Source organism: Rubellimicrobium aerolatum (assembly GCF_017872975.1).
GTDB lineage: Bacteria > Pseudomonadota > Alphaproteobacteria > Rhodobacterales > Rhodobacteraceae > Rubellimicrobium > Rubellimicrobium aerolatum.
On the sequence record NZ_JAGGJP010000002.1, the window covers coordinates 125,295 to 148,687 of the forward strand.

The 23,393-nt window shown below is 70.6% G+C and carries 21 protein-coding genes; 16 read left to right on the forward strand and 5 right to left on the reverse strand.

What is annotated here, in order from left to right:
- The first annotated feature begins 9 nt into the window (after positions 1–9).
- From rlmJ to J2Z33_RS02905, 12 genes are all read left to right on the forward strand, one after another.
- Positions 10–798 carry a 23S rRNA (adenine(2030)-N(6))-methyltransferase RlmJ gene (gene rlmJ / locus J2Z33_RS02850; RefSeq protein ID WP_209837703.1) on the forward strand — a complete coding sequence of 263 codons (789 nt, stop codon included), beginning with the start codon at positions 10–12 and terminating at the stop codon, positions 796–798.
- A 28-nt stretch (positions 799–826) separates the two neighbouring features.
- Positions 827–1,270 (forward strand): tellurite resistance TerB family protein, encoded by a 444-nt coding sequence (locus J2Z33_RS02855; protein ID WP_209837704.1) that lies wholly within the window; start codon positions 827–829, stop codon positions 1,268–1,270.
- 197 nt (positions 1,271–1,467) lie between these two features.
- On the forward strand, positions 1,468–2,247 hold the full coding sequence (locus J2Z33_RS02860) for an ABC transporter ATP-binding protein (protein ID WP_209837706.1): 780 nt from the start codon (positions 1,468–1,470) through the stop codon (positions 2,245–2,247).
- 33 nt (positions 2,248–2,280) lie between these two features.
- Positions 2,281–3,021 (forward strand): transporter substrate-binding domain-containing protein, encoded by a 741-nt coding sequence (locus J2Z33_RS02865; RefSeq protein ID WP_209837708.1) that lies wholly within the window; start codon positions 2,281–2,283, stop codon positions 3,019–3,021.
- A gap of 111 nt (positions 3,022–3,132) precedes the next feature.
- Positions 3,133–4,029, forward strand: a complete 897-nt coding sequence (locus J2Z33_RS02870; RefSeq protein ID WP_209837711.1) for an ABC transporter permease — start codon at positions 3,133–3,135, stop codon at positions 4,027–4,029.
- The gene (locus J2Z33_RS02875; RefSeq protein WP_209837712.1) at positions 4,026–4,829 is read left to right on the forward strand and encodes an ABC transporter permease; all 804 of its coding nucleotides are present in this window, start codon (positions 4,026–4,028) and stop codon (positions 4,827–4,829) included. Before J2Z33_RS02870 ends, J2Z33_RS02875 begins: the two co-directional genes overlap by 4 nt.
- Before the next feature lie 72 nt (positions 4,830–4,901).
- Positions 4,902–6,233, forward strand: a complete 1,332-nt coding sequence (locus J2Z33_RS02880) for a glutamine synthetase family protein (RefSeq protein ID WP_209837714.1) — start codon at positions 4,902–4,904, stop codon at positions 6,231–6,233.
- 75 nt (positions 6,234–6,308) lie between these two features.
- On the forward strand, positions 6,309–6,872 hold the full coding sequence (locus tag J2Z33_RS02885) for a GNAT family N-acetyltransferase (protein WP_209837716.1): 564 nt from the start codon (positions 6,309–6,311) through the stop codon (positions 6,870–6,872).
- 635 nt (positions 6,873–7,507) lie between these two features.
- Positions 7,508–8,191, forward strand: a complete 684-nt coding sequence (locus J2Z33_RS02890; RefSeq protein WP_209837718.1) for a type 1 glutamine amidotransferase — start codon at positions 7,508–7,510, stop codon at positions 8,189–8,191.
- Positions 8,188–9,537 (forward strand): glutamine synthetase family protein, encoded by a 1,350-nt coding sequence (locus J2Z33_RS02895; protein WP_209837720.1) that lies wholly within the window; start codon positions 8,188–8,190, stop codon positions 9,535–9,537. Before J2Z33_RS02890 ends, J2Z33_RS02895 begins: the two co-directional genes overlap by 4 nt.
- The gene (locus tag J2Z33_RS02900; RefSeq protein WP_209837722.1) at positions 9,537–10,850 is read left to right on the forward strand and encodes an NAD(P)/FAD-dependent oxidoreductase; all 1,314 of its coding nucleotides are present in this window, start codon (positions 9,537–9,539) and stop codon (positions 10,848–10,850) included. Before J2Z33_RS02895 ends, J2Z33_RS02900 begins: the two co-directional genes overlap by 1 nt.
- 152 nt (positions 10,851–11,002) lie before the next feature.
- Complete coding sequence (locus J2Z33_RS02905; RefSeq protein ID WP_209837724.1) at positions 11,003–12,370, forward strand: aminotransferase; 1,368 nt, start codon at positions 11,003–11,005, stop codon at positions 12,368–12,370.
- 67 nt (positions 12,371–12,437) lie between these two features.
- Here J2Z33_RS02905 and phaR read toward each other — a convergent pair whose 3' ends face one another.
- From phaR to phaC, 3 genes are all read right to left on the reverse strand, one after another.
- Positions 12,438–12,926, reverse strand: a complete 489-nt coding sequence (gene phaR, locus J2Z33_RS02910; RefSeq protein WP_209837725.1) for a polyhydroxyalkanoate synthesis repressor PhaR — start codon at positions 12,924–12,926, stop codon at positions 12,438–12,440.
- A 133-nt stretch (positions 12,927–13,059) separates the two neighbouring features.
- Positions 13,060–13,527: a phasin family protein gene (locus J2Z33_RS02915; protein ID WP_209837727.1), complete on the reverse strand. Its 468-nt coding sequence runs from the start codon at positions 13,525–13,527 to the stop codon at positions 13,060–13,062.
- A gap of 145 nt (positions 13,528–13,672) precedes the next feature.
- On the reverse strand, positions 13,673–15,469 hold the full coding sequence (gene phaC, locus J2Z33_RS02920) for a class I poly(R)-hydroxyalkanoic acid synthase (RefSeq protein WP_245218509.1): 1,797 nt from the start codon (positions 15,467–15,469) through the stop codon (positions 13,673–13,675).
- 118 nt (positions 15,470–15,587) lie between these two features.
- On the opposite strand from phaC, the gene phaZ reads away from it, so the two are divergent.
- Positions 15,588–16,883: a polyhydroxyalkanoate depolymerase gene (gene phaZ, locus J2Z33_RS02925; RefSeq protein ID WP_209837731.1), complete on the forward strand. Its 1,296-nt coding sequence runs from the start codon at positions 15,588–15,590 to the stop codon at positions 16,881–16,883.
- A gap of 3 nt (positions 16,884–16,886) precedes the next feature.
- On the opposite strand, the gene J2Z33_RS02930 is transcribed toward phaZ, so the two are convergent.
- Both J2Z33_RS02930 and J2Z33_RS02935 read right to left on the reverse strand, forming a co-directional pair.
- A complete protein-coding gene (locus tag J2Z33_RS02930) occupies positions 16,887–18,143 on the reverse strand; it encodes a glycosyltransferase family 4 protein (protein WP_209837734.1) in 1,257 nt (418 codons plus the stop codon).
- 228 nt (positions 18,144–18,371) lie between these two features.
- Positions 18,372–19,103, reverse strand: coding sequence for an alpha/beta hydrolase (locus J2Z33_RS02935; RefSeq protein ID WP_209837736.1), 732 nt, complete (start codon positions 19,101–19,103; stop codon positions 18,372–18,374).
- 128 nt (positions 19,104–19,231) lie between these two features.
- Here J2Z33_RS02935 and thrS point away from each other — a divergent pair, with 128 nt between their 5' ends.
- From thrS to J2Z33_RS02950, 3 genes are all read left to right on the forward strand, one after another.
- Positions 19,232–21,178 (forward strand): threonine--tRNA ligase, encoded by a 1,947-nt coding sequence (gene thrS / locus J2Z33_RS02940; RefSeq protein WP_209837738.1) that lies wholly within the window; start codon positions 19,232–19,234, stop codon positions 21,176–21,178.
- Between the two features lie 102 nt (positions 21,179–21,280).
- Positions 21,281–22,897, forward strand: a complete 1,617-nt coding sequence (locus tag J2Z33_RS02945; protein ID WP_209837741.1) for a DUF2382 domain-containing protein — start codon at positions 21,281–21,283, stop codon at positions 22,895–22,897.
- Positions 22,898–23,064: 167 nt separating this feature from the next.
- Positions 23,065–23,274, forward strand: coding sequence for a cold-shock protein (locus tag J2Z33_RS02950; RefSeq protein WP_209837743.1), 210 nt, complete (start codon positions 23,065–23,067; stop codon positions 23,272–23,274).
- Positions 23,275–23,393 lie beyond the last annotated feature (119 nt).

Sequence of the window (23,393 nt, forward strand, 5' to 3'; positions counted from 1 at the left end):
TCGGGGCCCATGCTCTCCTACCAGCACGGCTACCACGCCGGGAACCTCGCCGATGTCCAGAAGCACGCCCTCCTCGCCTGGGCGCTGGCGGAGATGGCGCGCAAGGACAAGCCGCTCTCCTATCTCGAAACCCACGCCGGTCGCGGCCTCTACGACCTCGCGGCCCCCGAGGCGATCAAGACCGGCGAGGCGCGGGCGGGCATCGAGCGGGTCGAGGGCTGGTTCCCCCCCGCCGACCCCTACGCCCGCGTGCTGCACCGGACGCGCCGGCTCCACGGCCCCCGCGCCTATCCGGGCTCCCCCCTCGTCGCGGCCCTGTCCCTGCGCCCGCAGGACCGCCTGACCCTGGCCGAGCTGCACCCGCGCGAGGGCGAGGCGCTGGAGCATCACCTCCTCCCCCATGGCGCGCGGGTGCTGCGGCAGGACGGCGCGCGCATGGCGCTGTCGCTCGCCCCGCCCGACCCGCGCCGGGGCCTCCTCCTGGTCGATCCCTCCTGGGAGGTGAAGGAGGAGTATGCCACGATCCCCGACCTGCTGGAGAAGGTGCACCGCCGCTGGAACGTCGGCGTCCTCCTGCTCTGGTATCCTCTCCTCGCCGACGACCGCCACCTCCCCATGCTCGCCCGGCTGGAACGGTCCTTCCCGCAGGCGCTCCGCCACGAGGTCCGCTTCCCGCCCGCGCGGCCGGGGCACGGCATGACGGGCTCGGGCGTCTTCGCCGTCAACCCGCCCTGGCGCATGGCCGAGCGCGCCGCCTGGCTGTCCGACCGCTTCGCGACGCTCCGACCCCTTTCCTGACCGCCCCCCGCGCCATATCTGCGGTGCCATGTTCGAATCCCTCCTCCGCCGCCTCCTCGACCCCGCCCCCGCGACCCTGGCCGACCCCGACGCCCGCCTCGCGCTCGCGGCGCTGCTCGTGCGCGTCGCCCGCGCCGACGACCACTACACGCCGGCCGAGACCGCCCGCATCGACGCCGTGCTGCGCGCCCGCTTCGGCCTCTCGCCCTTCGAGGCCGTCCGCCTGCGGACCGGCGCCGAGACGCTGGAGGAGGAGGCCCCCGACACCGTGCGCTTCACCCGCGCCATCAAGGAGCACGTCCCCTACGACGACCGCCTGGGCGTGATCGAGGCGCTCTGGGACGTGGCGCTGGCCGACGGCGCGCGCAGCGCCGACGAGGACGGGCTCCTGCGGCTGGTCGCGCCGATGCTGGGGGTGGAGGACGCCGACAGCGCGCTGGCCCGCCAGCGGGTGGAGGCGCGGCGGGCCTGACCGCCCCGCCCGCTGCCTTGCCGCCCGTCGCCTTCCCCGCGGGCGGACCTGCCCGGCCGGCGGGCGATCCGGGGACCCCGGCCCGCCCCGCGGCCCCCTCCGCCCGCCCGTCACCCCACGTCACGGGCCCTTGCGCCCGAAATCGTTGCATTTGCCCGGCAAATGGCGTCAGCTTGCCCGGACACAGGGAAGCCAACGTGACGACCAACGCCGCGCCGGTCCTCGAGATCCGCAACCTCCACAAGGCCTACGGCCAGCTCGAAGTGCTCCGGGGCGTGGACATCACGGCCCCCCAGGGGCACGTCGTCGCCATGATCGGCTCCTCGGGCTCGGGCAAGTCCACGCTGCTGCGCTGCTGCAACCTCCTGGAGGACAGCCAGCAGGGCGAGGTGGTCTTCTGCGGCGAGCCCGTCCGATGGCGCGGCCAGGGCCAGTCCCGCCGCCCCGCCGACCGCGCGCAGGTGGTCCGCATCCGCACCAACCTGTCGATGGTGTTCCAGAGCTTCAACCTCTGGTCCCACCTCACGATCCTCCAGAACGTCATGGAGGCGCCCGTCACCGTGCTCCGGCGCGACCGCGCCGAGGTGGAGGCCGCCGCCCGCGCCTATCTCGACAAGGTCGGCATCGGCGACAAGGCCGACGCCTGGCCCGCCCAGTTGTCCGGCGGCCAGCAGCAGCGCGCCGCCATCGCGCGGGCGCTGTGCATGGAGCCCAGGGCGCTGCTGTTCGACGAGCCCACCTCCGCGCTCGACCCCGAGCTGGAGCAGGAGGTCGTCCGCGTCATCAAGGCGCTGGCCGCCGAGGGGCGGACCATGCTCATCGTCACCCACGACATGAGGCTCGCGGCGGATGTCGCCGATCATGTCGTGTTCCTCCACAAGGGCCGGATCGAGGAGGAAGGCCCTCCCGACCGGCTCTTCCGCGACCCCCGGACCGAGCGGCTCCGGGGCTTCCTGTCGGCCACGCAGGCCGCCTGACACGAACCGCTCGACAGCACAGGGAACCACAGAATGACTCGACTTCTCCTCGCCTCGGTCCTGGCGCTCGCCGCCGGCGGAGCCTTCGCCCAGGACGTGGTGCGGATCGGCACCGAGGGCGCCTACCCGCCCTACAACTTCCTCGACGACGCGGGGAACCTCGACGGCTTCGAGATCGAGCTCGGGCGCGAGATCTGCGCCCGCGCCCAGCTCACCTGCGAGTTCGTCCAGAACGACTGGGATTCGATCATCCCCAACCTCGTGTCCGGCAACTACGACGTCATCATGGCCGGCATGAGCATCACCCCCGAACGGGACGAGGTGATCGACTTCACCCAGGACTACTACCCGCCGACCGCCTCGGCCTATGTCGCGCGCTCGCCCGACGTGGATGTGACCGCCGCCACCGTCGCCGCCCAGTCCACGACCATCCAGGCCGGCTACATCGCCACCACCGGGGCGACGCTGGTGGAATACGCCACCCCCGAGGAGACCGTCGCCGCCGTCCGCAACGGCGAGGCCGACGCGGTGTTCGCCGACTACGACTTCCTCGTGCCCATCGTCGAGGCCTCGGGCGGCGATCTGGCCTTCGTGGGCGAGGGCGTGCCCCTCGGCGGCGGCATCGGCGCCGGCCTGCGCGAGAGCGACGCGGGCTTGCGCGACGCGCTCGACGGCGCCATCGCCGCCATGAAGGCGGACGGCACGCTGAATGCCCTGCTCGGCAAGTGGTTCCCCGGCGAGGAGCCCCCGAGCTACGACGCCGCCACCCAGTAGGAAAGGACCGGGACGCCCCCTCGCGGGCGTCCCACCCCCCGCCATGAGCCTCCGACGCCCCCGGATCGAGACCGCCGCCCCCCGCGCCGCCCAGCACGGAGCCCGCGCCTGATGCTGCCCGACTGCTCCGACCCGTCCGCGCTCTCCGGCCTGTCGTGGCTGGCCTGCTACCTCACGACCGGCAAGCACCTGAACTTCTACGGCTCCTTCGGGACGGTGCTCCTGCTGCTGCTCGTGACCGCGCCGGTCGCGCTGGCCCTGGGCTTCGGCGGCGCGATGCTCGCCCGCTCGCGGGTCGCGCCGCTGTCGTGGATCGGCCGGGCCTACATCGCCGTCGTGCGCGGCGTGCCCGACATCGTGTTCTTCCTGTTCTTCGTGATCGCGCTCGACCAGGGGCTCGAATACCTCCGCCACCGGATCAAGTGCCCGGACTGGGACGGGCCCGTCTACCGGGGCAGCGACTTCGTGGTCTGCGACGCCGCCAAGCTGCCGCTGTCGAACGCCCCCCAATGGTTCCACGAGGCCTACGGCTTCGCCCTCGCCGTCCTGACCTTCGCCATCGTCTTCGGCGCCTTCGCGGCCAGCGTCCTCTTCGGCGCGATGAAGGCCGTCCCCCGCGCGCAGATGGAAACCGCCGAGGCCTACGGCATGACCCACGCCCAGGCCTTCTGGCGCGTCCTCGTCCCGCAGATGTGGGTCTACGCGCTGCCGGGCCTGTCGAACCTCTGGCTGGTGCTGGTCAAGGCCAGCCCCCTCCTGTTCCTCCTCGGCGTGGAGGACATCGTCTACTGGGCCCGCGACCTCGGTGGCTCCAAGACCCCGCAGTTCACCGACTACCCGCACGGCGACTGGCGGATGTGGTACTTCCTGTTCCTGCTCTGCTTCTACCTCGCCTTCACCCGCCTGTCCGAGATCGCGCTCGACCGCCTGATGCGCCGGCTCACCCACGGGCAGGCCATCGCCGGCGGCGAGGCGCAGCGCAAGGCGGCGCTGGGGGGCGCGGCATGAGCTGCTGGGACACCCTCGGGGCCTACGCCCTCCGCTCGCTGGGCTACGGCGAACGGGCGCTGCCCACCACCGACTTCACGCTCTGCCAGCAGGCGACGCTGATCGGCTCGGGGATGATCTGGAACCTCTACTTCGGCGCGGTCGCGCTCGGCGCCGGCTTCGTCCTCGCGGTCGCCGTGGCGCTGGCGCGGACCTCGGACAGCCCCTGGCTGCGCCGCCCGGCCGGCTGGTTCATCTTCCTGTTCCGGGGCTCGCCGCTCTTCATCCAGTTCTTCTTCGCCTATTTCCTGTTCCTGTCGCTCAAGGGCCGCTTCGACTGGGCCGACCCGCTCACCTCGGCCTGGCTCGGCGCGACGCTGGTGCTGTTCCTCAACACCGCCGGCTACTCGGCCGAGATCTTCCGCGGCGCGCTCCAGGCGATCCCGCGCGGCGACCTGGAGGCGGCGGACGCCTACGGCCTGACCGGCTGGACCAAGTTCCGCCGCATCACCTTCCCGACCATGCTGCGCCTCGCCTGGCCCGCCTACACCAACGAGGCGATCTTCCTCTTCCACGCCACGGCGCTGGTGTTCGTCTCGGGCTTCCCGGCGATCCAGCAGAAGGGGGACGCGCTCTACTACGCGCAGTACTTCGCCGACAAGACCTTCAACCCCTTCGTCCCCTACCCCATCCTCGCGGGGTATTTCATCCTCGTGACCCTATCCATCGTGGGCCTGTTCTGGCTCGGGTCGCAGAGGCTCAACCGCCACCTGCCCTCCCCCTCGGGACGCTGGAGGGCCAAGTTCCAGGTGATCCGATGACATGGCCCCCACGGTGGTAAGCCGTCGGCCCGACACGCCCTGACAACCTTGCCCAAACCCAACAGGTGACCCATGAGCTGGCTCGACCAGCACCCGGAGGTCCGCGCCGTCCGCTGCGGCGCCATCGACCTCAACGGCCAGGCGCGCGGCAAGCGCGTCCCCGTCCGCTTCGCCCGCAAGATCGAGGAGGACGGCACCCGCTTCCCCCTCTCGGTCCTCAACCTCGACATCTGGGGCGAGGACGTGGAGGACTCCCCCCTCGTCTTCGAGATCGGCGACCCCGACGGGGTGCTCCGGCCCACCGAGCGCGGCTACGTCCCGATGCCCTGGCTCCAGGTGCCCTCGGCGCTCCTGCCGATGTGGATGTTCACCGAGGACGGCCAGCCCTTCGACGGCGACCCCCGCCACGCCCTGCGGGCGGTGGTGGACCGCTACAGGGCGCGCGGCCTCACCCCCTGCGTCGCCACCGAGATGGAGTTCTACCTCGTGGACGACTCCGGCTCCGAGATCCGCCAGCCCCCCTCCCCCCGCTCCGGCAAGCGCCGCCCGGGGGCCGAGATCCTGTCCCTGCGGGCGCTGGACGCCTTCGACCTGTTCTTCAACGACCTGTATGACGCCTGCGACGCCATGGACATCCCGGCCGAGGCGGCGATCAGCGAGGTCGGCCTGGGCCAGTTCGAGATCAACCTGAGCCACGTCCCCGACGCGCTCAAGGCCGCCGACGACGCCTGGCTGTTCAAGCAGCTCGTGCGCGGCCTCGCCCGCAACCACGGCTTCGCCGCGAGCTTCATGGCCAAGCCCTACGAGGACTACGCCGGCAACGGCCTCCACACCCACTTCTCGGTGCTGGACGCCGAGGGGCGCAACGTCTTCGCCGACGGCACCCACGAGGGGACGCCGCTCCTCCACAACGCCATCGCCGGCTGCCTCAAGGGCATCCCGGAACTGGCGCTGGTCTTCGCCCCCCACGCCAACAGCTACGAACGGCTGGTCCCGGAATCCCACGCCCCCACCGGCATCTGCTGGGCCTACGACAACCGCACCGCCTCGGTCCGCGTCCCCGGCGGCAGCCTCGGGGCGCGGCGGGTGGAGCATCGGGTGGCGGGCGGCGACGTGAACCCCTACCTGTTCCTCGCCGCCGTCCTCGGCTCGGCGCTGGTGGGCATCGAGGACGGCCTCCAGCCGCCGCCGCCGATCATCGGCAACGCCTACGAGCAGGACATGGCCCAGATCCCCGACACCTGGGAGCAGGCCATCGACGCCTTCGAGCACAGCGCCTTCGCCCGCCGCGTCTTCGCCCCGCAGATCATCGACAACTTCGTCATGACCAAGCGGCAGGAGCTCCACTACATGAAGGAGCTGACCCCCCGTCAGCAGCTCGAACTGTATCTCGACACCGTCTGAGCCGCCCCCTTCCCCCGGCGCAAGTCCCTGCCAAGGGACTTGCCCACCGCCGCGCGCAGCGCACCGGACCCCCGCATGACCGCCTTCGACCTCGCCCCCACCCTCGAATCCCCGGCCCTCCGCCTCCGCCCCCTCGCCGCCTCCGACCGCGACGCCCTCCACGCCGCCGCCAGCGACCCCGGGACCTGGGCCGGCCACCCCGCCCGCGACCGCCACCTCCGCGCGGCCTTCGACCCCTACTTCGACGTTCTCCTGAAGGCGGGCGGCACCCTCGCCGTCATCGACCGCGCCTCGAACCGCATCATCGGCGCGTCCCGCTTCTACGTCCCGCCCGACCGGCCCGAATCCATCGCCATCGGCTTCACCTTCCTCGACCGCGCCCACTGGGGTGGCGCGGTGAACCGCGAGATGAAGCGCCTCATGCTCGCCCACGCCTTCCAGACCTTCCCCGAGGTCTGGTTCCACATCGCCCCCACCAACCTCCGCTCCCGGCGCGCCACCGCCAAGCTCGGCGCCCTCCACGACCACGACGCCGTGCTCGACCTCGCCGGGATGCCGGCCGAGTGGACCTGCTGGCGCCTCACCCGCGCGGCCTGGGAGGCCAACGACGACGCCGCGCGGGCCGTCCCCGCCCGGTAGGCAAGGCCCGCCCCGCCCGCCGCCAAGGCGAACCCGGCCCGGTCCTTCGCAGGGTGGGGCTCCACCCCGCCGCGCGCCGGCGGCCCCCCACGCCCGCGCCGCCCTCTCAACTTGGCCCAAATACGCAAGCCCCGCCTCCGCCCGCGCCGCGCGCTGCAGGGATGGCCCCCCGCCCACGCCAGCGGAGCCGCCGCTTCCCGGTCCCCCATTCCCTAAAAGGCCACGCAACACGCAACGCCCGTTGCTGTCAGGCCCCGTTAACGCCCCCGTGCGATTCTCCCTCCCACGCGGCCCGGAGTCTGCCCTCCGCCCCGCCCATCCCTTGAGGCCCGCCCACGCGGCCTCCCCCCGCGCCGGAGGCCCCCCGCCCCCGGTCGGTCTGTTTGACAGCGCGACGGGACCGCTCCCCCCGTCGCCCCCTGGGCAACCGCAAGGCCCCAGCCGCCGGCGCGTCGTGCACGCGCCTCCCGTGGGCCGGGCAGTCAATCCGGCACCACGGCCCCATGCCCCCCGGGCCGCGCGTCGGCAGAACGCCCGCGCGGCCCGGGAGGGTCATGGACTCACCCCGCCCTTGGGGGGTTGACGACCCCCCCGGGGACGGGCGTAGGCAAGGCTCGTCCCAACACGAGACCCCCATGCTGATCGGCATCCTGCAAACCGGCCACGCGCCCGACGCGCTGCGGCCGTCCCATGGCGACTACCCCGACCTCTTCCAGCGCCTCCTCCGCGACCGCGACCTCGACTTCCGCACCTGGGCCGTGGTGGACGGCGAGTTTCCCCAAGGCCCCCACGCGGCCGAGGGCTGGCTCATCACCGGCTCCCGCCATGGCGCCTACGAGGACCACCCCTGGATTCCCCCGCTGGAGCAGTTGATCCGCGACATCCACGCCGCGAACGTCCCGCTCGTCGGCGTCTGCTTCGGCCACCAGATCGTCGCCCAGGCGCTCGGCGGCCGCGTCGAGAAATTCCCCGGCGGCTGGTCGGTGGGGCGCACCGAATACGACTGGAACGGCGAACGGCTCGCTCTCAACGCCTGGCACCAGGACCAGGTGACGCAGCGCCCCGAGGGCGCCACCGTCCTCGCCTCCTCCCCCTTCTGCGAGAACGCCGCCCTCCTCTACGGCGACCGCATCCTGACCGTGCAGGCCCACCCCGAGTTTCCCAACGGCTTCGTCGCCGAGATGATCGAGAAACGCGGGCGCGGCCTCGTCCCCGATCCGCTCCTCGACGCCGCCAAGGCGAGCCTCGATGCCCCGCTGGACGACGCCCGCCTCGCGGACCGCATCGCGCGCTTCTTCCACGAAAGGACCGCCGCATGAGCTGGCTGGACAAGATCCCCGCCGCCGCGCGGACCTACCTCGACAACAACCGCCTGGACGAGGTGGAATGCGTGATCGCCGACTTCCCCGGCATCGCGCGCGGCAAGGCGGTCCCGGCCGCCAAGTGGGAACGGCAGCAGTATTTCCACCTGCCGAACTCGATCTTCTTCCAGACGATCACCGGCGACTGGGCCGAGGCCGCGACCGACGGCTTTACCGAGCCCGACATGACGCTCCGCCCCGACCTCGACACCGCCACCGCGACGCCCTGGGCGGCGGACGGCACGCTCCAGGTCATCCACGACGCCTACGACATGGCCGGCAACCCGGTCGGCGTCGCCCCCCGCAACGTGCTCAAGCGCGTGGTCGCCCTCTACCGCGAACGCGGCTGGACCCCCATCGTCGCGCCCGAGATGGAGTTCTACCTCGTCGGCAAGAACGTGGACCCGGCCAAGGAGATCCTGCCCATGATGGGCCGCACGGGCCGCCCCGCCGCCGCCCGCCAGGCCTATTCGATGACCGCCGTGGACGAATACGGCCCCGTCATCGACGACATCTACGAATACGCCGAGATCCAGGGCATCGAGATCGACGGCATCACCCAGGAGGGCGGCGCGGGCCAGCTCGAGATCAACCTTCGCCACGGCGACCCGATCCGGCTGGCCGACGACGTGTTCTTCTTCAAGCGCCTGATCCGCGAGGCCGCCCTCAAGCACGACTGCTTCGCGACCTTCATGGCCAAGCCCATCGAGGGGGAGCCCGGCTCCGCGATGCACGTCCACCACTCCATTCTGGATGCCAGCGGACGCAACATCTTCTGCGGGCCGGACGGCGAGGAGACGCCCGAGTTCCTGAACTTCGTGGGCGGCCTCCAGCGGCACATGCCCGCCGCCATCGCGGTGATCGCCCCTTACGTGAACAGCTACCGCCGCTACGTCCGCAACCACGCCGCGCCCATCAACCTCGAATGGGGCCGCGACAACCGCACCACCGGCCTTCGCGTCCCGGTCTCCTCGCCCGAGGCGCGACGGATCGAGAACCGCCTGCCCGGCATGGACTGCAACCCCTACCTCTGCATCGCCGCCTCGCTCGCCTGCGGCTACCTGGGCATGACGCAGCAGACCCCCGCCGGCGCGATGTTCGAGGGCGACGCCTACAAGTCCGACGCCGAGATTCCCTATTCCCTCTCGGACGCGCTCGACCTGTTCGAGGACTCCAAGGACCTCCAGTCCGTCCTGGGCGAGGAGTTCGCCCGCGTCTACTCCATCGTCAAGCGCACCGAGAACGACGAGTTCCTTCAGGTCATCAGCCCGTGGGAGCGGGAGCACCTGCTCCTCAACGTCTGATGCCCCGCGACCCGCTGACCCGCAACGACCCGGTTGCCGGGGCCTACCCCGCCTCGTGGTATGCCGCGAGCGCCGAGGTCTCCGACCCCCGCGCGCCGCTCCGGGGCTCCCACCGCGCCGACGTGGCCATCGTCGGCGCGGGCTACACCGGCCTCTGGGCGGCGAAGGTGCTGGCCGAGGCGGGCCTCAAGCCCGTCGTGCTGGAGGCGCACCGCGTCGGCTGGGGCGCCTCGGGCCGCAACGGCGGTCAGGTCGGCACCGGCTTCAACTGGGACCAGCGCAAGCTGGAGTCCCGCATGGGCCAGGGCGCCGCCCGCGCCGTCTGGGACATCGCCGAGGCGGGCAAGCGCCAGCTCCGCGACTTCTGCGCGGCCCATGCGCCCGAGGCCCGCTACCTCCCCGGCGTCGCCCATGGCGAATACTCGCCTGCCGAGGCCCGCGACACCCGCGAGGCCGCCGAGCATCTCGCCCGCCACTACGGTTATGACGCCATCGAGGTCATGGACCGCGACCGCTTCCGTTCGCTGATCAGATCGCCGCTCTATGTCGGCGGCGTCCTCGACCGCGGCGCGGGCCACGTCCACCCGCTGCGCTACGCCCTCGCGCTGGCCCGCTCCGCCGAACGCGCGGGCGCGGTGATCCACGAAGGCTCGACGGTGCTGGGCATCGACAAGGGAACGCCGGCCGTCCTGAGAACCGCAGCGGGGGAGCTGCGCGCCGATCACGTCATCCTCGCCGGCAACGGCTACATGCCCGACCTCGACCCGCAGGTGGCCGCCCGCGTCATGCCGATCAACAGCTTCATCGGCGCGACCGAGCCGCTCGGCAACCGCTGGACCGACATCCTCGCCGAGGACATCGCGGTGGCCGACTCCAAGTTCGTCGTGAACTACTATCGTTTCAGCGAGGACCGCCGCTTCCTCTTCGGCGGGCGCGAGAGCTACGGCTTGGGCTTCCCCCGCGACATCGCCGGTCCGCTCCGCCAGCGTCTCGCCACCCTCTTCCCGCAACTCGCGGGCGTGAGGATCGAGCACGTCTGGGGCGGCACCCTCGGCATCACCATGACGCGGCTGCCGCTCCTGCTGCGGGTCGCCCCCAACATCCTGTCGGGCGGCGGCTTCTCGGGCCACGGCGTCGCCCTCGCCGGCATCGCCGGCCGCGCCATGGCCGAGGCGATCCTTGGGCAGGCCGGCCGCTTCGACGCGCTCGCGCTCCTGCCCACGCCACGCTTCCCCGGCGGCGCGGTGGCCCGCGCGCCGCTCCTGACGCTGGCGATGACATGGTATGCGTTGCGGGACAGGCTGGGCGTCTGACCCGCTCACGACATCGCGAACGCAAGGTCATCCGCCCCGCACGCTGATCCGCGCAAGCCCCTTGCGCGGATTCCCCGGACCCCCGCTCCGCCTCGCATTGTTCGAGGCGCGAGAGACGGGTTAATCAGGACGCAGCACAAGGGAGAGCCGCCATGAACGACGCAAGCCCGAACTCCTGGGAGGCGCGCGCCGACGCCGCCACCTTCTACGGCTTCACCGACCTGCCGAGCGTGCGGGAGCGGGGCGCGGTCGTCCTGACCCATGGCGAAGGCCCCTACGTCTACGACGTGCAGGGCCGCGAATACCTCGACGCCAACTCGGGCCTCTGGAACATGGTGGCGGGCTTCGACCACCCCGGCCTCATCAAGGCGGCGCAGGACCAGTATGCCCGTTTTCCCGGCTACCACGCCTTCTTCGGTCGCCTGTCCGACCAGACCGTGATGCTGTCCGAGAAGCTGGTCGAGGTCTCCCCGTTCGAGAGCGGGAAGGTGTTCTACACCAACTCAGGGAGCGAGGCGAACGACACGGTGGTCAAGATGCTCTGGTTCCTCTGGGCCGCCGAGGGGCAGCCGCAGCGCCGCAAGATCCTGACCCGCGTGAACGCCTACCACGGCGTCACCGCCGTCTCGGCCTCGATGACCGGCAAGCCCTACAACGGCGTGTTCGGCCTGCCGCTCCCCGGCTTCATTCACCTGTCCTGCCCGCACTACTGGAAGAACGGCGCCGAGGGCGAGACGGAGGAGCAGTTTACCCAGCGCATGGCGCAGGAGTTGGAGGAGGTCATCGCGCGCGAGGGGGCCGACACCATCGCCGGCTTCGTCGCCGAGCCCGTCATGGGCGCGGGCGGCGTGATCGTCCCGTCGGAGGGCTACTTCCAGGCGATCCAGCCGATCCTGCGAAAGCACGGCATCCCGCTCATCTCCGACGAGGTGATCTGCGGCTTCGGGCGCACCGGCAACACCTGGGGCTGCGAGACGTATGGGTTCACGCCCGACGCGATCATCTCCTCCAAGAACCTCACCGCCGGGTTCTTCCCGATGGGCGCGGTGATCCTGGGGCCGGAGCTGACGGACCGCCTGCAACGCGCCTCGGAGGCCATCGAGGAGTTCCCCCACGGCTTCACCGCCTCGGGCCACCCGGTCGGCTGCGCCATCGCGCTCAAGGCCATCGACGTGGTGATGAACGAAGGGCTGGCCGACAACGTGAAGCGCCTGACCCCGAAGTTCCAGGCCGGCATGGCCAAGCTGGCCGAGCACCCCAACATCGGGGAATGGCGCGGCGTCGGCCTGATGGGCGCGCTGGAGGCCGTGGCCGACAAGGCGACCAAGCGCCCCTTCGACGGCAAGCTCTCGGTCTCCGAACGCATCGCCAACGCCTGCACCGACCAGGGGCTGATCTGCCGCCCGCTGGGCCAGAGCATCGTCCTCGCCCCGCCCTTCATCATGACCGAGGATCAGATGGACGAGATGTTCACCAAGCTCGGCCGGGCGCTGGACCAGGTGTTCGCCGAGGTCGCCTGATCCGACCGCCGGGAGGGCTGTCTGCCCTCCCGGCCCCACCCGAAGATACTTGAGGTCAGAAGAAGCCTCAGGGCTTCTTGGCCTCGTCCTCGTCCTTCGCGGGACCGGAGGAGCCGGGCATCAGCCCGCTGGTCATGGCCTTGAAGAAGGCCTCCTGCTGGGCGCGCATCGCCTCGAAGCCGGGCAGCTTGGCCATCGGGTTCGTCTTGGTCATCTGCTCCATCATCTTCGACTGCCCCTCGCGCAGCATCTCGAAGCTCGCGGCGAGGAACTGGGGCACCACCGTCGCCGCCTGCGTCGTGTAGCTGCGGACCAGCGAGGTCAGAACGTCCGTCGGCAGCACGTTCTCGCCGCGCGATTCGTGCTCCGCGATGATCTGGAGGAGGTATTGCCGCGTCAGGTCGTCGCCGGACTTGAGGTCCACGATCTGGACATCCCTGCCCTGCCGGATGAAGACCGCGATGTCCTCCAGTGTCACGTAGTCGCTCGTCTCGGTGTTGTAGAGCCGACGGCTGGCGTAGCGCTTGATGAGGAGCGGCTTGTCGGGATCGGGCATGGACGGCTCCATTGCTGCGGCTGCGAAGAGCCTAGGCCCCGCGTGAGCAAAAAGAAAGGGCGGACCCGCGACGGGCCCGCCCCAAGTTCGCGGTCCGCCGGGAGGAGGGCGGACCGGCGTCGATCCCGACGGATCAGACGTTCGTCGAGACCGAGGTCGGCACGACCTTGGCACCGGCCTGCGCGGCGGTGGCGAAGTCGGCGCCCGCCTTGCGGGCGGCGGCGGTCACGTCCTCGGACATGTCCTTGCCGGCGGCCATCATCAGCTCCAGCGTCTCGGTCTGCACGCGCTTGGCGATCTCGGCAAAGGCGGCCACGTGCTCGGCGGCGGCTTCGGCCGAGGTCGTCATGAAGTCGGTGACGGCCTTGGCGTAGTCGGCGGGCTCGGACTTGACGGTGGTCACGTTCGAGAGCTTGGACAGCGTGTCCTGCATCCAGCGGGCCGACAGGTCCGTGGACTTCTGCGCGGCCTCGATGGCGACGGCGGACATCTTCTCGGCCAGGGCGGCCTGGGACTTGGCGAGGTTCTCCATCGAGGAGGTGTCCACGGGGTAGTTGCTCATCATGTCCTTCATCATCTGGGCGTAATCGGTCGAGGCCATCGGAGGCTCCTTTCGGCTTGAGGCGAGGGCGTCGCCCCCGTGAATCGTGGCAGGAATATGTATGCTGCGGTGCAGCATTGCAAGAGGGATCTCTGCGGCGCAGCGGGATGCGCCCACCCCGCGCCCGTGCCGGATTGCCGCAGGGTCACGCGGCGCCCGGGACGGCGCGGACGTAGGTTCCCGGCGCGGGGGCGATCGGCGGATGGGCGGCGTCCCCGGGCGGGCGCGCGGCGACCATCCCGCCCGAGCGGCCGGCCAGCCATTCGGCCCAGCGCGGCCACCAGCTTCCCTCGTGCTTCTCGGCGGACTTCAGCCAGTCCTCGGGCGGGAGAGACAGGTCGTGGCCGGTCCAGTGGCCGTACTTGCGCTTGGAGGGCGGGTTCACGATCCCGGCGATATGGCCCGATTCGGACAGGATGAAGGTCCGGTCCCCGGACCCCATCGCCTGGACGCCGCGATAGGACGACTTCCAGGCGGCGATGTGGTCGGTCTCGCAGGCGACGGCGCAGACCGGCACCCCAACCTCCGAGATGTGGACCGTCTCGCCGCAGATCGGGAAGCCGGTGGTCGCGAACAGGTCGGACTGGCAGAGGCCGCGCAGGTATTCGACCGCCATCCTGGCGGGCAGGTTGGTCGAATCGCCGTTCCAGTAGAGGAGGTCGAAGGCCGGCGGCGTCTGCCCCATCATGTAGGAGCGGATCGCGGGCTGGTAGATCAGGTCGTTGGAGCGCAGGTAGCTGAACGTCCGCGCCATGAAGAGCGCCTCCAGGATGCCCTTCTCCATCGCTTCCTTCTCGATGCCGTCCACGAAGTCGTCGTCGAGGAAGACCCCGACCTCGCCCTGGTCCGAGAAGTCGGTGAGCGCGGTGAAGAAGGTGGCCGAGTTCACCGACGCATCGCCCCGCTTCCGGAGCAGGGCGAGCGTCAGCGCCAGCGTGGTCCCGGCGATGCAGTAGCCGACGGCGTTGACCTTCTGCGTCCCGCAGATCGCCTTCACCTCGCGCAGCGCCGCCAGATACCCCTCCTCGACGTAGTTCGACAGGGACGTGTCCTTGTAGGACGGGTCCGGGTTCACCCAGGAGACCACGAAGAGCGTGAAGCCCTGGTCCACGATCCACTTGATGAGGGAGTTCTGCGCCTTGAGGTCGAGGACGTAGAACTTGTTGATCCAGGGCGGAAAGATCACCAGCGGGATCTCGCGCACCTGCTCCGTCGCGGGCGTGTATTGGATCAGCTCGAACATCCGGTTCCGGAACACCACCTCGCCGGGCGTGGTGGCGAGGTTCTCGCCCACCTGGAACGCGCTGTCGTCGGCCAGCCGCACGATCAGCTCGCCGTCGTTGCGCTCCAGGTCGTTGACGAGGTTGGTCAGGCCGTCCACCAGCGACTGGCCGTTCGTCTCGATGGCGCGCTCCAGCGCGTCGGGGTTGGTGGCGAGGAAGTTCGTGGGCGCGAGCAGGTCCACGATCTGCCGCGAGAAGTAGTGGAGACGCTTCTTGTCCTTGTCCGACAAGCCGTCGGTCTGATCGACCGCCTTCTGCACGGCCTCGGCGTTGATGAGGTATTGCTGCTTCCAGAAGTTGAACCAGGGATGCGTGTCCCAGAGCGGGTTGGCGAAGCGGCGGTCCTTGGGGCCCGGGTCCTCGGGGGCCTTGAACGGTCCCTTGGCCAGCGCGGCCTGCGCCTCGGCGAAATGGGCGAGCGTCCTGCCCCAGTAGCCGGCCTGGAGCTCGATCATCTTGGCCGGATGCTCCACCGCCTCGGCCATCCAGGCCTGCGCGGCCTTGAGGTAGAGCTCCTGCGACGGGCCCTGGAGGGCGGCGGGCACCTTGCGCCGCCGGCTCATCACCGCCACGAGGCGCTTGGTCAGCTCGTCGATCTTCTTCCGGTTGGCCTCGATCAACTCAAGGTTGCGGCCCTGTTGCTCCGCCCCATCGGTCATGTCGGAACGCTCCGTTGTCATGGGCGGAACTCCACGTTAGTTATGCGGTTGCAGCATCAAGGCGTCGTTAAGGACTTCGTGCGATCCTTGCCCGCGCGCCCTCAGCCGGAGACCTGCCTTGAAGTATATGTTGACCTACGACCTCATGGAAAGCGCGCGCAACACCAACCAATGGCTAGGGGCGACCGCCCGCGCCATCGGCGCCTATCCGGCGATGGCGGCCACCGGCAACCCACTGGTCGAATGGATCAAGGCCTGGGGCGAGGTGACGGAGCGGACCTTCGCCCGCATGGTGGTCAAGCCCGACTGGGGCATCTCGGCCGTCAAGGGCGACGACGGGCGGGACCACACCGTGCGGCTGGAGACGGTGATCGCCAAGCCCTTCGGCGACCTCGTGCACTTCCGCGTGCCCGGCCGCTTCCCGCGCGAGCGGCGGGTCCTGCTGGTGGCGCCGATGTCGGGCCACTACGCCACGCTGCTCCGCAAGACGGTGATCTCGCTCCTGCCCGACTGCGAGGTGTTCATCACCGACTGGCACAACGCCCGCGACATCCCGGTGAGCGAGGGCAAGTTCGACGTGGAGGACTACACGCTCTACGTCACCGAGTTCATGCGCCACCTGGGCGCCGACCTGCACGTGATGGCGATCTGCCAGCCCGCGCCGCTGGTGCTGGCGGCGACGGCGATCCTGGCCGAGGAGGCGCCCGAGGCGCAGCCGCGCTCGCTCATCCTGATCGGCGGGCCGATCGACCCGGACGCCAACGCCACGGACGTGACCGACTTCGGCCGCCGGACCACCATGGGCGTGCTGGAGCAGACGGTGATCCAGCAGGTGGGCTTCAAGTACCGGGGCGTGGGCCGGATGGTCTATCCGGGGCTGCTGCAACTCGCGTCCTTCATGTCGATGAACGCCGAGACCCACACCCAGAGCTTCGTGGACCAGATCTTCCGCGCCGCCAAGGGGCAGGTCGCCGACCACGACAAGCACAACGCCTTCTACGACGAATACCTCGCCGTGATGGACATGACGGCCGAGTTCTACCTTTCGACCGTGGAACGGATCTTCAAGGGCCGCGAGATCGCGCGCAACGCCTTCGAGGTGGCGGGACGCCCGGTGGATATCGGCCGGATCAGCACCGTCGCGGTCATGGTCGTCGAGGGCGAGAAGGACGACATCTCGGCGCCCGGGCAATGCCTCGCGGCGCTGGACCTGCTGACTGGCCTGCCCGGCGGCAAGAAGGCGGCGCACCTGGAGCCCGGCGCCGGGCACTACGGCATCTTCGCCGGCAAGAGCTGGCGCGACAACATCCGGCCGCTGGTGCTCAAGTTCATGGACGCCAACGGCGGCCACGCGCAGCGCCGGTCGCGTCCCGTGGCCGTCCTGCCTCACGTCGCCGCGCAGGGCGGCGACTGAGGATCAGCCGGCGACGAGGTCCTGGAGCAGCCCGCGCCGGACCTCGCCCACGCGGGACCAGGTGAAGTCGCGCGACCGTTCCCGGACGCTCCCGCCCATCCGCTCGCGCAGGCCGGGGCTGGCTGCGATCGTGCGGAGCGCCTCGACCCAGCCGTCGGCGTCGTAGGGATCGAGGATGAATCCGTCGATCCCGTTCCGCACCACGCGGCCCGCTCCCATGGGCGAGACGATCATCGGAAGCCCGCAATGCGCGGCCTCATTGGTGACGAGGGGGTTCCCCTCCTCCAGCGAGGGGAACACGAAGGCGTCGGCGCTGGCGTAGAGGCCGCCCACGTCCTGCACGAAGGGCAGGCGCAGCACGTCGGGGCGGGCGAGCTCGGTGGCGCAAAGGGTCTCGATCACGTCCTCGATGCCGCCGGCGAGGACCAGGCGGCCCTTGACGCCGCTGCGCGCCCAAGCCCGGAGCAGGAGATGCGCGCCCTTGCGGACGCAGATCGAGCCCACGAAGAGGAAGGTCGGGCCATCCTCGGAGGGCTTCAGCAGGGGACCGTTCCTGGGCACGAGGCGCGCGGGGTCGAAGCCGTAGCTCGCGGACAGGAGTTGCGTGCCAGGTAGATCTAGCTCGCGGAGCGAGGATTCGACCTCGCCGCTTGGGCAGAAGACCGCATCCGACAGGGCCAGCCGCTCGCGCTCCTCCTGGATGTCCGCTTCGGTGATGCGATGGTGGGGCGACAGGTCCAGGCGGTGGTAGGCATCGTCGAGCACGCGCTTGGCCAAGGCCTTGCCGCAGTTCACCTTCTCGCGGACCACCGTGACGCCGCGGGACCGCAGCTCGCGGCCAAAGGCAGGGGAGGTCTCGCTCCAGATGTAGGCGACGGTGCCGGGGGACCGGGCGGGCAGGCTGCGGAGGAAGGCCAGCTCGGCCATGCGACGGGTGCGGGCGGGCGCCACGCGGTTGGCGAGCGTGCCCAGGCGGGTCGAGAGCAGCGACCGGAACTCCACCCCGGGCTGGCGGCCCTTGGTGTAGGGCACGATCAGGTCGGCGCGATCCGCCTCGCTGGAAGTCGCGCAGAGGACCTGGTCGCAGCAGTAGCTCACCCCCTGCCCGGTGTAGGGCAGCGTCAGCAGGGTGCGGATCGAGAGCGGCGTCCCGAGCGCCGTCGCGTCGCCCGGCCGATCCTGCGCAGGCCAGGCCGGGAACCTTACCGTCGCGGGCGAGGCGCCGGTGAGCATCACCTTGTTCATCACAGTTTCGCTCATCACCATTGGACCCGGCTTGCTGTCGGCATCGAGGGAGGCCGGGGCGTGGTCGCGGTGCGTCCAGCCCGGCAGAGATGCGGCTGAACGTAGTTAACGGCAGATGAGGAAGGCTGGAAAGCCGTTCGCTGCAAAGCGGCGAAAGTAAGGCGGCAATTTGGTATTTGTAGGCGGATGTTTGCCTATCATGCCCAATGAGCCGGCGTCATCGGAACCGTCGCCGCCTGCCGCTCAATCGGAGACTTCGCCGATCGCCTGCGCGATGAGCTTGAGGCAGCGCGGCGAGGAGAAGCGGTGGTCGGCGTCCTTGACCACGGTCAGGCGGAGGTTCGGCCCGGTGGCGTGGTCGAGCAGGCGGTAGGCTGTGGCGGGCGGCACGTCGGCGTCGGCGGAGCCCTGGAGCATCCGGGTCGGCATGGGCAGGTGCAGCGGCTCGCGGAGCAGGAGGTGGTCGCGCCCGTCCTCGATCAGGCGGCGGGTGATCGGATAGGGCGCGCCGTAGTCGGACGGGACGTGGATCACGCCCTCGGCCATCAGTCGGGCCTTCTGCTCCTCGGAGGCTCCGTCCCAGTAGGAGTCCTCGGTGAAGTCGGGCGCGGCGGCGACCGTGACGAGGCCGGCGACGCGATGGGGCGCGCGGCGCGCGATGAGGAGCGAGATCCAGCCGCCCATGGAGGAGCCCACCAGGATCGCCCGGCCGGGCGCGAGGTCGAGCACGGCCTCGGCGTCCTCCAGCCACTGGCCGATGGTGCCGTCCTCGAAGGCGCCCTCGCTCTGGCCGTGGCCGGAGTAGTCGAAGCGGAGGAAGGCGCGGCCCCTGGCCTCGGCCCAGTCGGCGAGCCACGCCGCCTTGGTGCCCGTCATGTCGGAGCGGAAGCCGCCGAGGAAGACCACGTGGGGGCCCTGCCCCGCCTGCCGCATCACCGCGAGGCGTCGGCCCTGGGGCGTGGCGATGGTGTCCATGTGTCGTCTCCCGCTTCGCTCGTGCCCGTCATGGTGCGCGGGCCTTGACGGCCTTGCAAGCCGTCGGCAGAACCCCGCCCACCCGCAACCGGGCGCAATCGTGGGCGCCGAACCGACGAGGAGAGGCCATGACCTCCATCTCCCTGACATTCCCCGACGGGCAGTCCCGTTCCTACGACGCTGGCGTGACGGCCGCGCAGGTGGCGCAGTCCATCGCGCCGTCGCTGGCCAAGGCCGCCGTGTCCGCCACGCTCGACGGGCGGCACTGGGATCTGGCGTGGCCCATCGAGCGGGACGGCGCTCTGGCGATCAGGACGCTCAAGGACCCCGAGGGGCTGGAGCTGATCCGCCACGACCTCGCGCACGTCATGGCGCGGGCGGTGCAGGCGCTCTGGCCGGACGTGAAGGTGACGATCGGGCCGGTGACCGAGACGGGCTGGTTCTACGACTTCGACCGCAGCGAGCCCTTCACGCCCGAGGACCTGGGGGCCATCGAGGCCGAGATGCGGCGCATCATCGGGCTGCGCGACCCCGTGCGGACCGAGGTCTGGGACCGTGCTCGCGCCATCGCGCATTACGAGGGCACGGGCGAGCCCTTCAAGGTGGAGCTGATCGGCCGCATCCCCGAGGGCGAGCCGATCCGGATGTACTGGCACGGCGACTGGCAGGACCTCTGCCGGGGGCCGCATCTCCAGAACACCGGGCAGTTGCCGGGCGACGCCTTCCGCCTCATGGGCGTGTCGGGCGCCTACTGGTTCGGCGACGTGACCCGGCCGCAGCTCCAGCGGATCACCGGCGTCGCGTTCCGCAACCGCGACGAGCTGAAGGCCCACCTGACGATGCTGGAGGAGGCCGCCAAGCGCGACCACCGCAAGCTCGGGCGCGAGATGGAGCTCTTCCACATGCAGGAGGAGGCGCCGGGGATGGTGTTCTGGCACCCGAACGGCTGGACCGTCTACCGCGCGCTGGAGGACTACATGCGGCGGCGGCAGCGCGCTGCGGGCTACCGGGAGATCCGCACGCCCCAGGTGCTCGACCGCATCCTGTGGGAGAAGTCGGGCCACTGGGAGGCCTACCGCGAGAACATGTTCCTCGTGGAGGTGGACGAGGAGGGCGCGAAGGAGAAGCGGATCAACGCGCTCAAGCCCATGAACTGCCCGTGCCACGTGCAGGTCTACAATCAGGGGCTCAAGTCGTATCGCGACCTGCCGCTGAGGCTGGCGGAGTTCGGGTCGTGCCACCGCTACGAGTCGTCGGGGTCGATGCACGGGCTGATGCGCGTGCGCGGCTTCGTGCAGGACGACGCCCACATCTTCTGCACCGAGGACCAGATCGAGGCGGAATGCGCGTCCTTCCTGGCGCTGCTGTCGTCGGTCTATCGCGACCTCGGCTTCGAGAGGTTCGACATCAAGCTGTCCACGCGGCCCGAGGTGCGGGTGGGCTCGGACGAGGTGTGGGACAAGGCCGAGGCGGCGCTGGCCGGGGCCATCGCGAAGGCGGGCTACCCCTACGAGCTCGCCGAGGGCGACGGGGCCTTCTACGGGCCGAAGCTCGACTTCAAGCTGACCGACGCCATCGGGCGGGACTGGCAGTGCGGGACGTTCCAGGCGGACTTCAACCTGCCGGTGCGGCTGGACGCCGAATACGTGGGCGAGGACGGGGCCAAGCACCGGCCCGTCATGCTGCACCGCGCGATCCTGGGGTCGTTCGAGCGATTCCTCGGCATCCTGATCGAGAACTACGCGGGGCGGCTGCCCTTCTGGCTCGCGCCCCGGCAGGTGGTCGTGGCGTCCATCGTCTCGGACGCGGACGGCTATGTCCGCGAGGTGACGGAGGCGCTGGTCGCGGCGGGGCTGAGGGCCGAGGCCGACACGCGGAACGAGAAGATCAACTACAAGGTCCGCGAGCATTCGGTCGGCAAGGTGCCCGTGATCCTCGCCATCGGCCAGAAGGAGGTCGAGGCGCGCACCGTGTCGATGCGGCGGCTGGGCGAGGAGGGGCAGAAGGTGGTGGCCCTGGGCGAGGCGATCGCGCTGCTGGCCAGCGAGGCGCGGGCGCCCGACCAGCGGGGCTGACCGCCGAAGCCGACAATTGATCCGCGCGCGGGGGAACGAACCGCGCGCGGGGGCCGTTTGTCCTGTGTCCCGTCCGACGGGGCAGGCCAACGGCGAGCATCCATGCCACTTCCCCCCAAGTCCGACACGACCGGCCCGATCCCCTCCGGCACGCCCCTGCGGCTGCCCGAGGGCGCGGTGATCCAGCGCGTGGAGGAGCGGGCGACCCTCGGCAAGCGCGTGGTGGACCAGGGCGGCGTCCGCGTCGCCACGCGGACCGAGACCCGTGCCGAGACCCTTCGCGACACCGTGAAGGAGATCGCGGTCGAGGTCGAGCGCGTGCCGGTGGGACGCTTCGTGGAGGCCGTCGAGCCGCCGCGGAGCGAGGGCGACCTCACCATCCTGCCCGTCTACGAGGAGCGGCTCGTCGTCGAGAAGCGGCTGTTCCTCGTCGAGGAGGTCCACATCCGCCGCCAGGCGCGGTCCCGCGAGGTCGAGGTGCCCGTGGAGATCCGCCGCCAGGTGGCCGAGGTGGAGCGCCTGCCCCCGTTGGACGGTCCAACCGAAAGTCCAGACGCACACTCAGGAGACATGAGAATGATGGACGACATCACCACCACGAGCGGCGGCTCGCGCATCGTGACCGCCCTGTTCGACAACGGCGCCGAGGCCGAGCGGGCCGTGTCCCGCCTGCGGGCGGCCGGCATCCCCGACAGCCAGATCCGCGTGACCTCGGGCGGCTCGACGGCCATGACGAGCCATGACGACACCACCTATCGCGACCAGCACAAGGGGTTCTGGGACTCGCTCGGCGACTTCTTCTTCCCGGACGAGGACCGCTACACCTACGCCGAGGGGCTGACGCGCGGATCGACCATGGTGACGGTCACGGGCTTCGACGCCGCGCACCATGACACCATCGTGGACATCCTGGACGACGAGGGCTCGGTGGACCTGTCGGCCCGCGAGACCGAATGGCGGTCCTCGGGCTGGTCGGGCTACCAGGGGTCGAGCTACCGCGACGGCGACATCTCGGGCACGGGCGGCATGGCGGGCGGCTCCTCGGGGCTGTCGGGCGCGGCCGGGGCCGGCATGGGCGCGGCGGCGATGGGCACCGACCTGGGCCTCAACGACGGCACCTCGGACCTGAACACCCGGGGCACCATCTACGATGACGGGATGCAGGACCGGAACCTCCAGATGGCCGCCGACATGGGCCGGCGCAGCCAGGCCGACCTGGGCAGCCAGCAGGCGGGCTATGCCTCGTCGGGCTCCATGGGGCAGACGGGGGGCGAGTTCGGCAGCTACCGCGACGACGAGCTGAACGAGGACGGCACCGTCAAGGTCGTCGAGGAGCGGCTGGCCGTCGGCAAGCGCGAGCAGGACCTGGGCCGGGTCCGCGTCCGCTCCTACGTTCGCGAGGTGCCGGTCGAGGCCGGCGTGGACCTGCGCGCCACCCGAGTCCACATCGAGCGCCGCCCGGTGGACCGCGCGGTGGGCGTGGGCGACATCGCCATGACCGACCAGGTGCTCGAGGCGCGCGAATCGGCCGAGGTGCCGGTGGTGGCCAAGGAGGCCCGCGTGGTCGAGGAGATCGGCCTGCGGTCCGAGACCGAGGTCCAGCACCAGACGATCCAGGACACCGTCCGCAAGACCGAGGTGGAGATCGAGGACGAGCGCACGGGCGAGCGGACCGGCCTGACCGGCGGCACGCTGGGCACGGACCGCGACCGCATCTGACGGCGGCTCCGGCGAGGATGGGGCCCCGGGCGGTGACGCCCGGGGCCCTTTCCGTTCGCGCGTGGCGAAATCGGCGGGCGGACACGTTGCCCGCCCTTCGCTTGCCCCTAAATCCGTCGAAGGAGACCGGCCGGCGCAAGGCCAAGGACGCGATGGAGAGACCGACCATGCCCAAGGGCACCGTGAAGTGGTTCAACACGACGAAAGGCTACGGCTTCATCGCCCCCGAGAACGGGGGCAAGGACATCTTCGTGCACATCTCGGCGGTGGAGCAGTCGGGTCTGACGGGGCTCGCCGACAACCAGCCGATCGAGTTCGACCTCATCAGCGGCCGTGATGGGCGGGAGATGGCGGGGAACCTGCGAAAGTCGCAGTGAGGCGATCCGCGCGGGCGGACGAGCGAGGCCGGGGCGAGGGCTCCGGCCTTTGGCGTCCTTGGGGAGTCCCATGCCCGGCCGGCGCGGCTGTTCTGGCGCGCGCCGGCGGGGATGGGGGC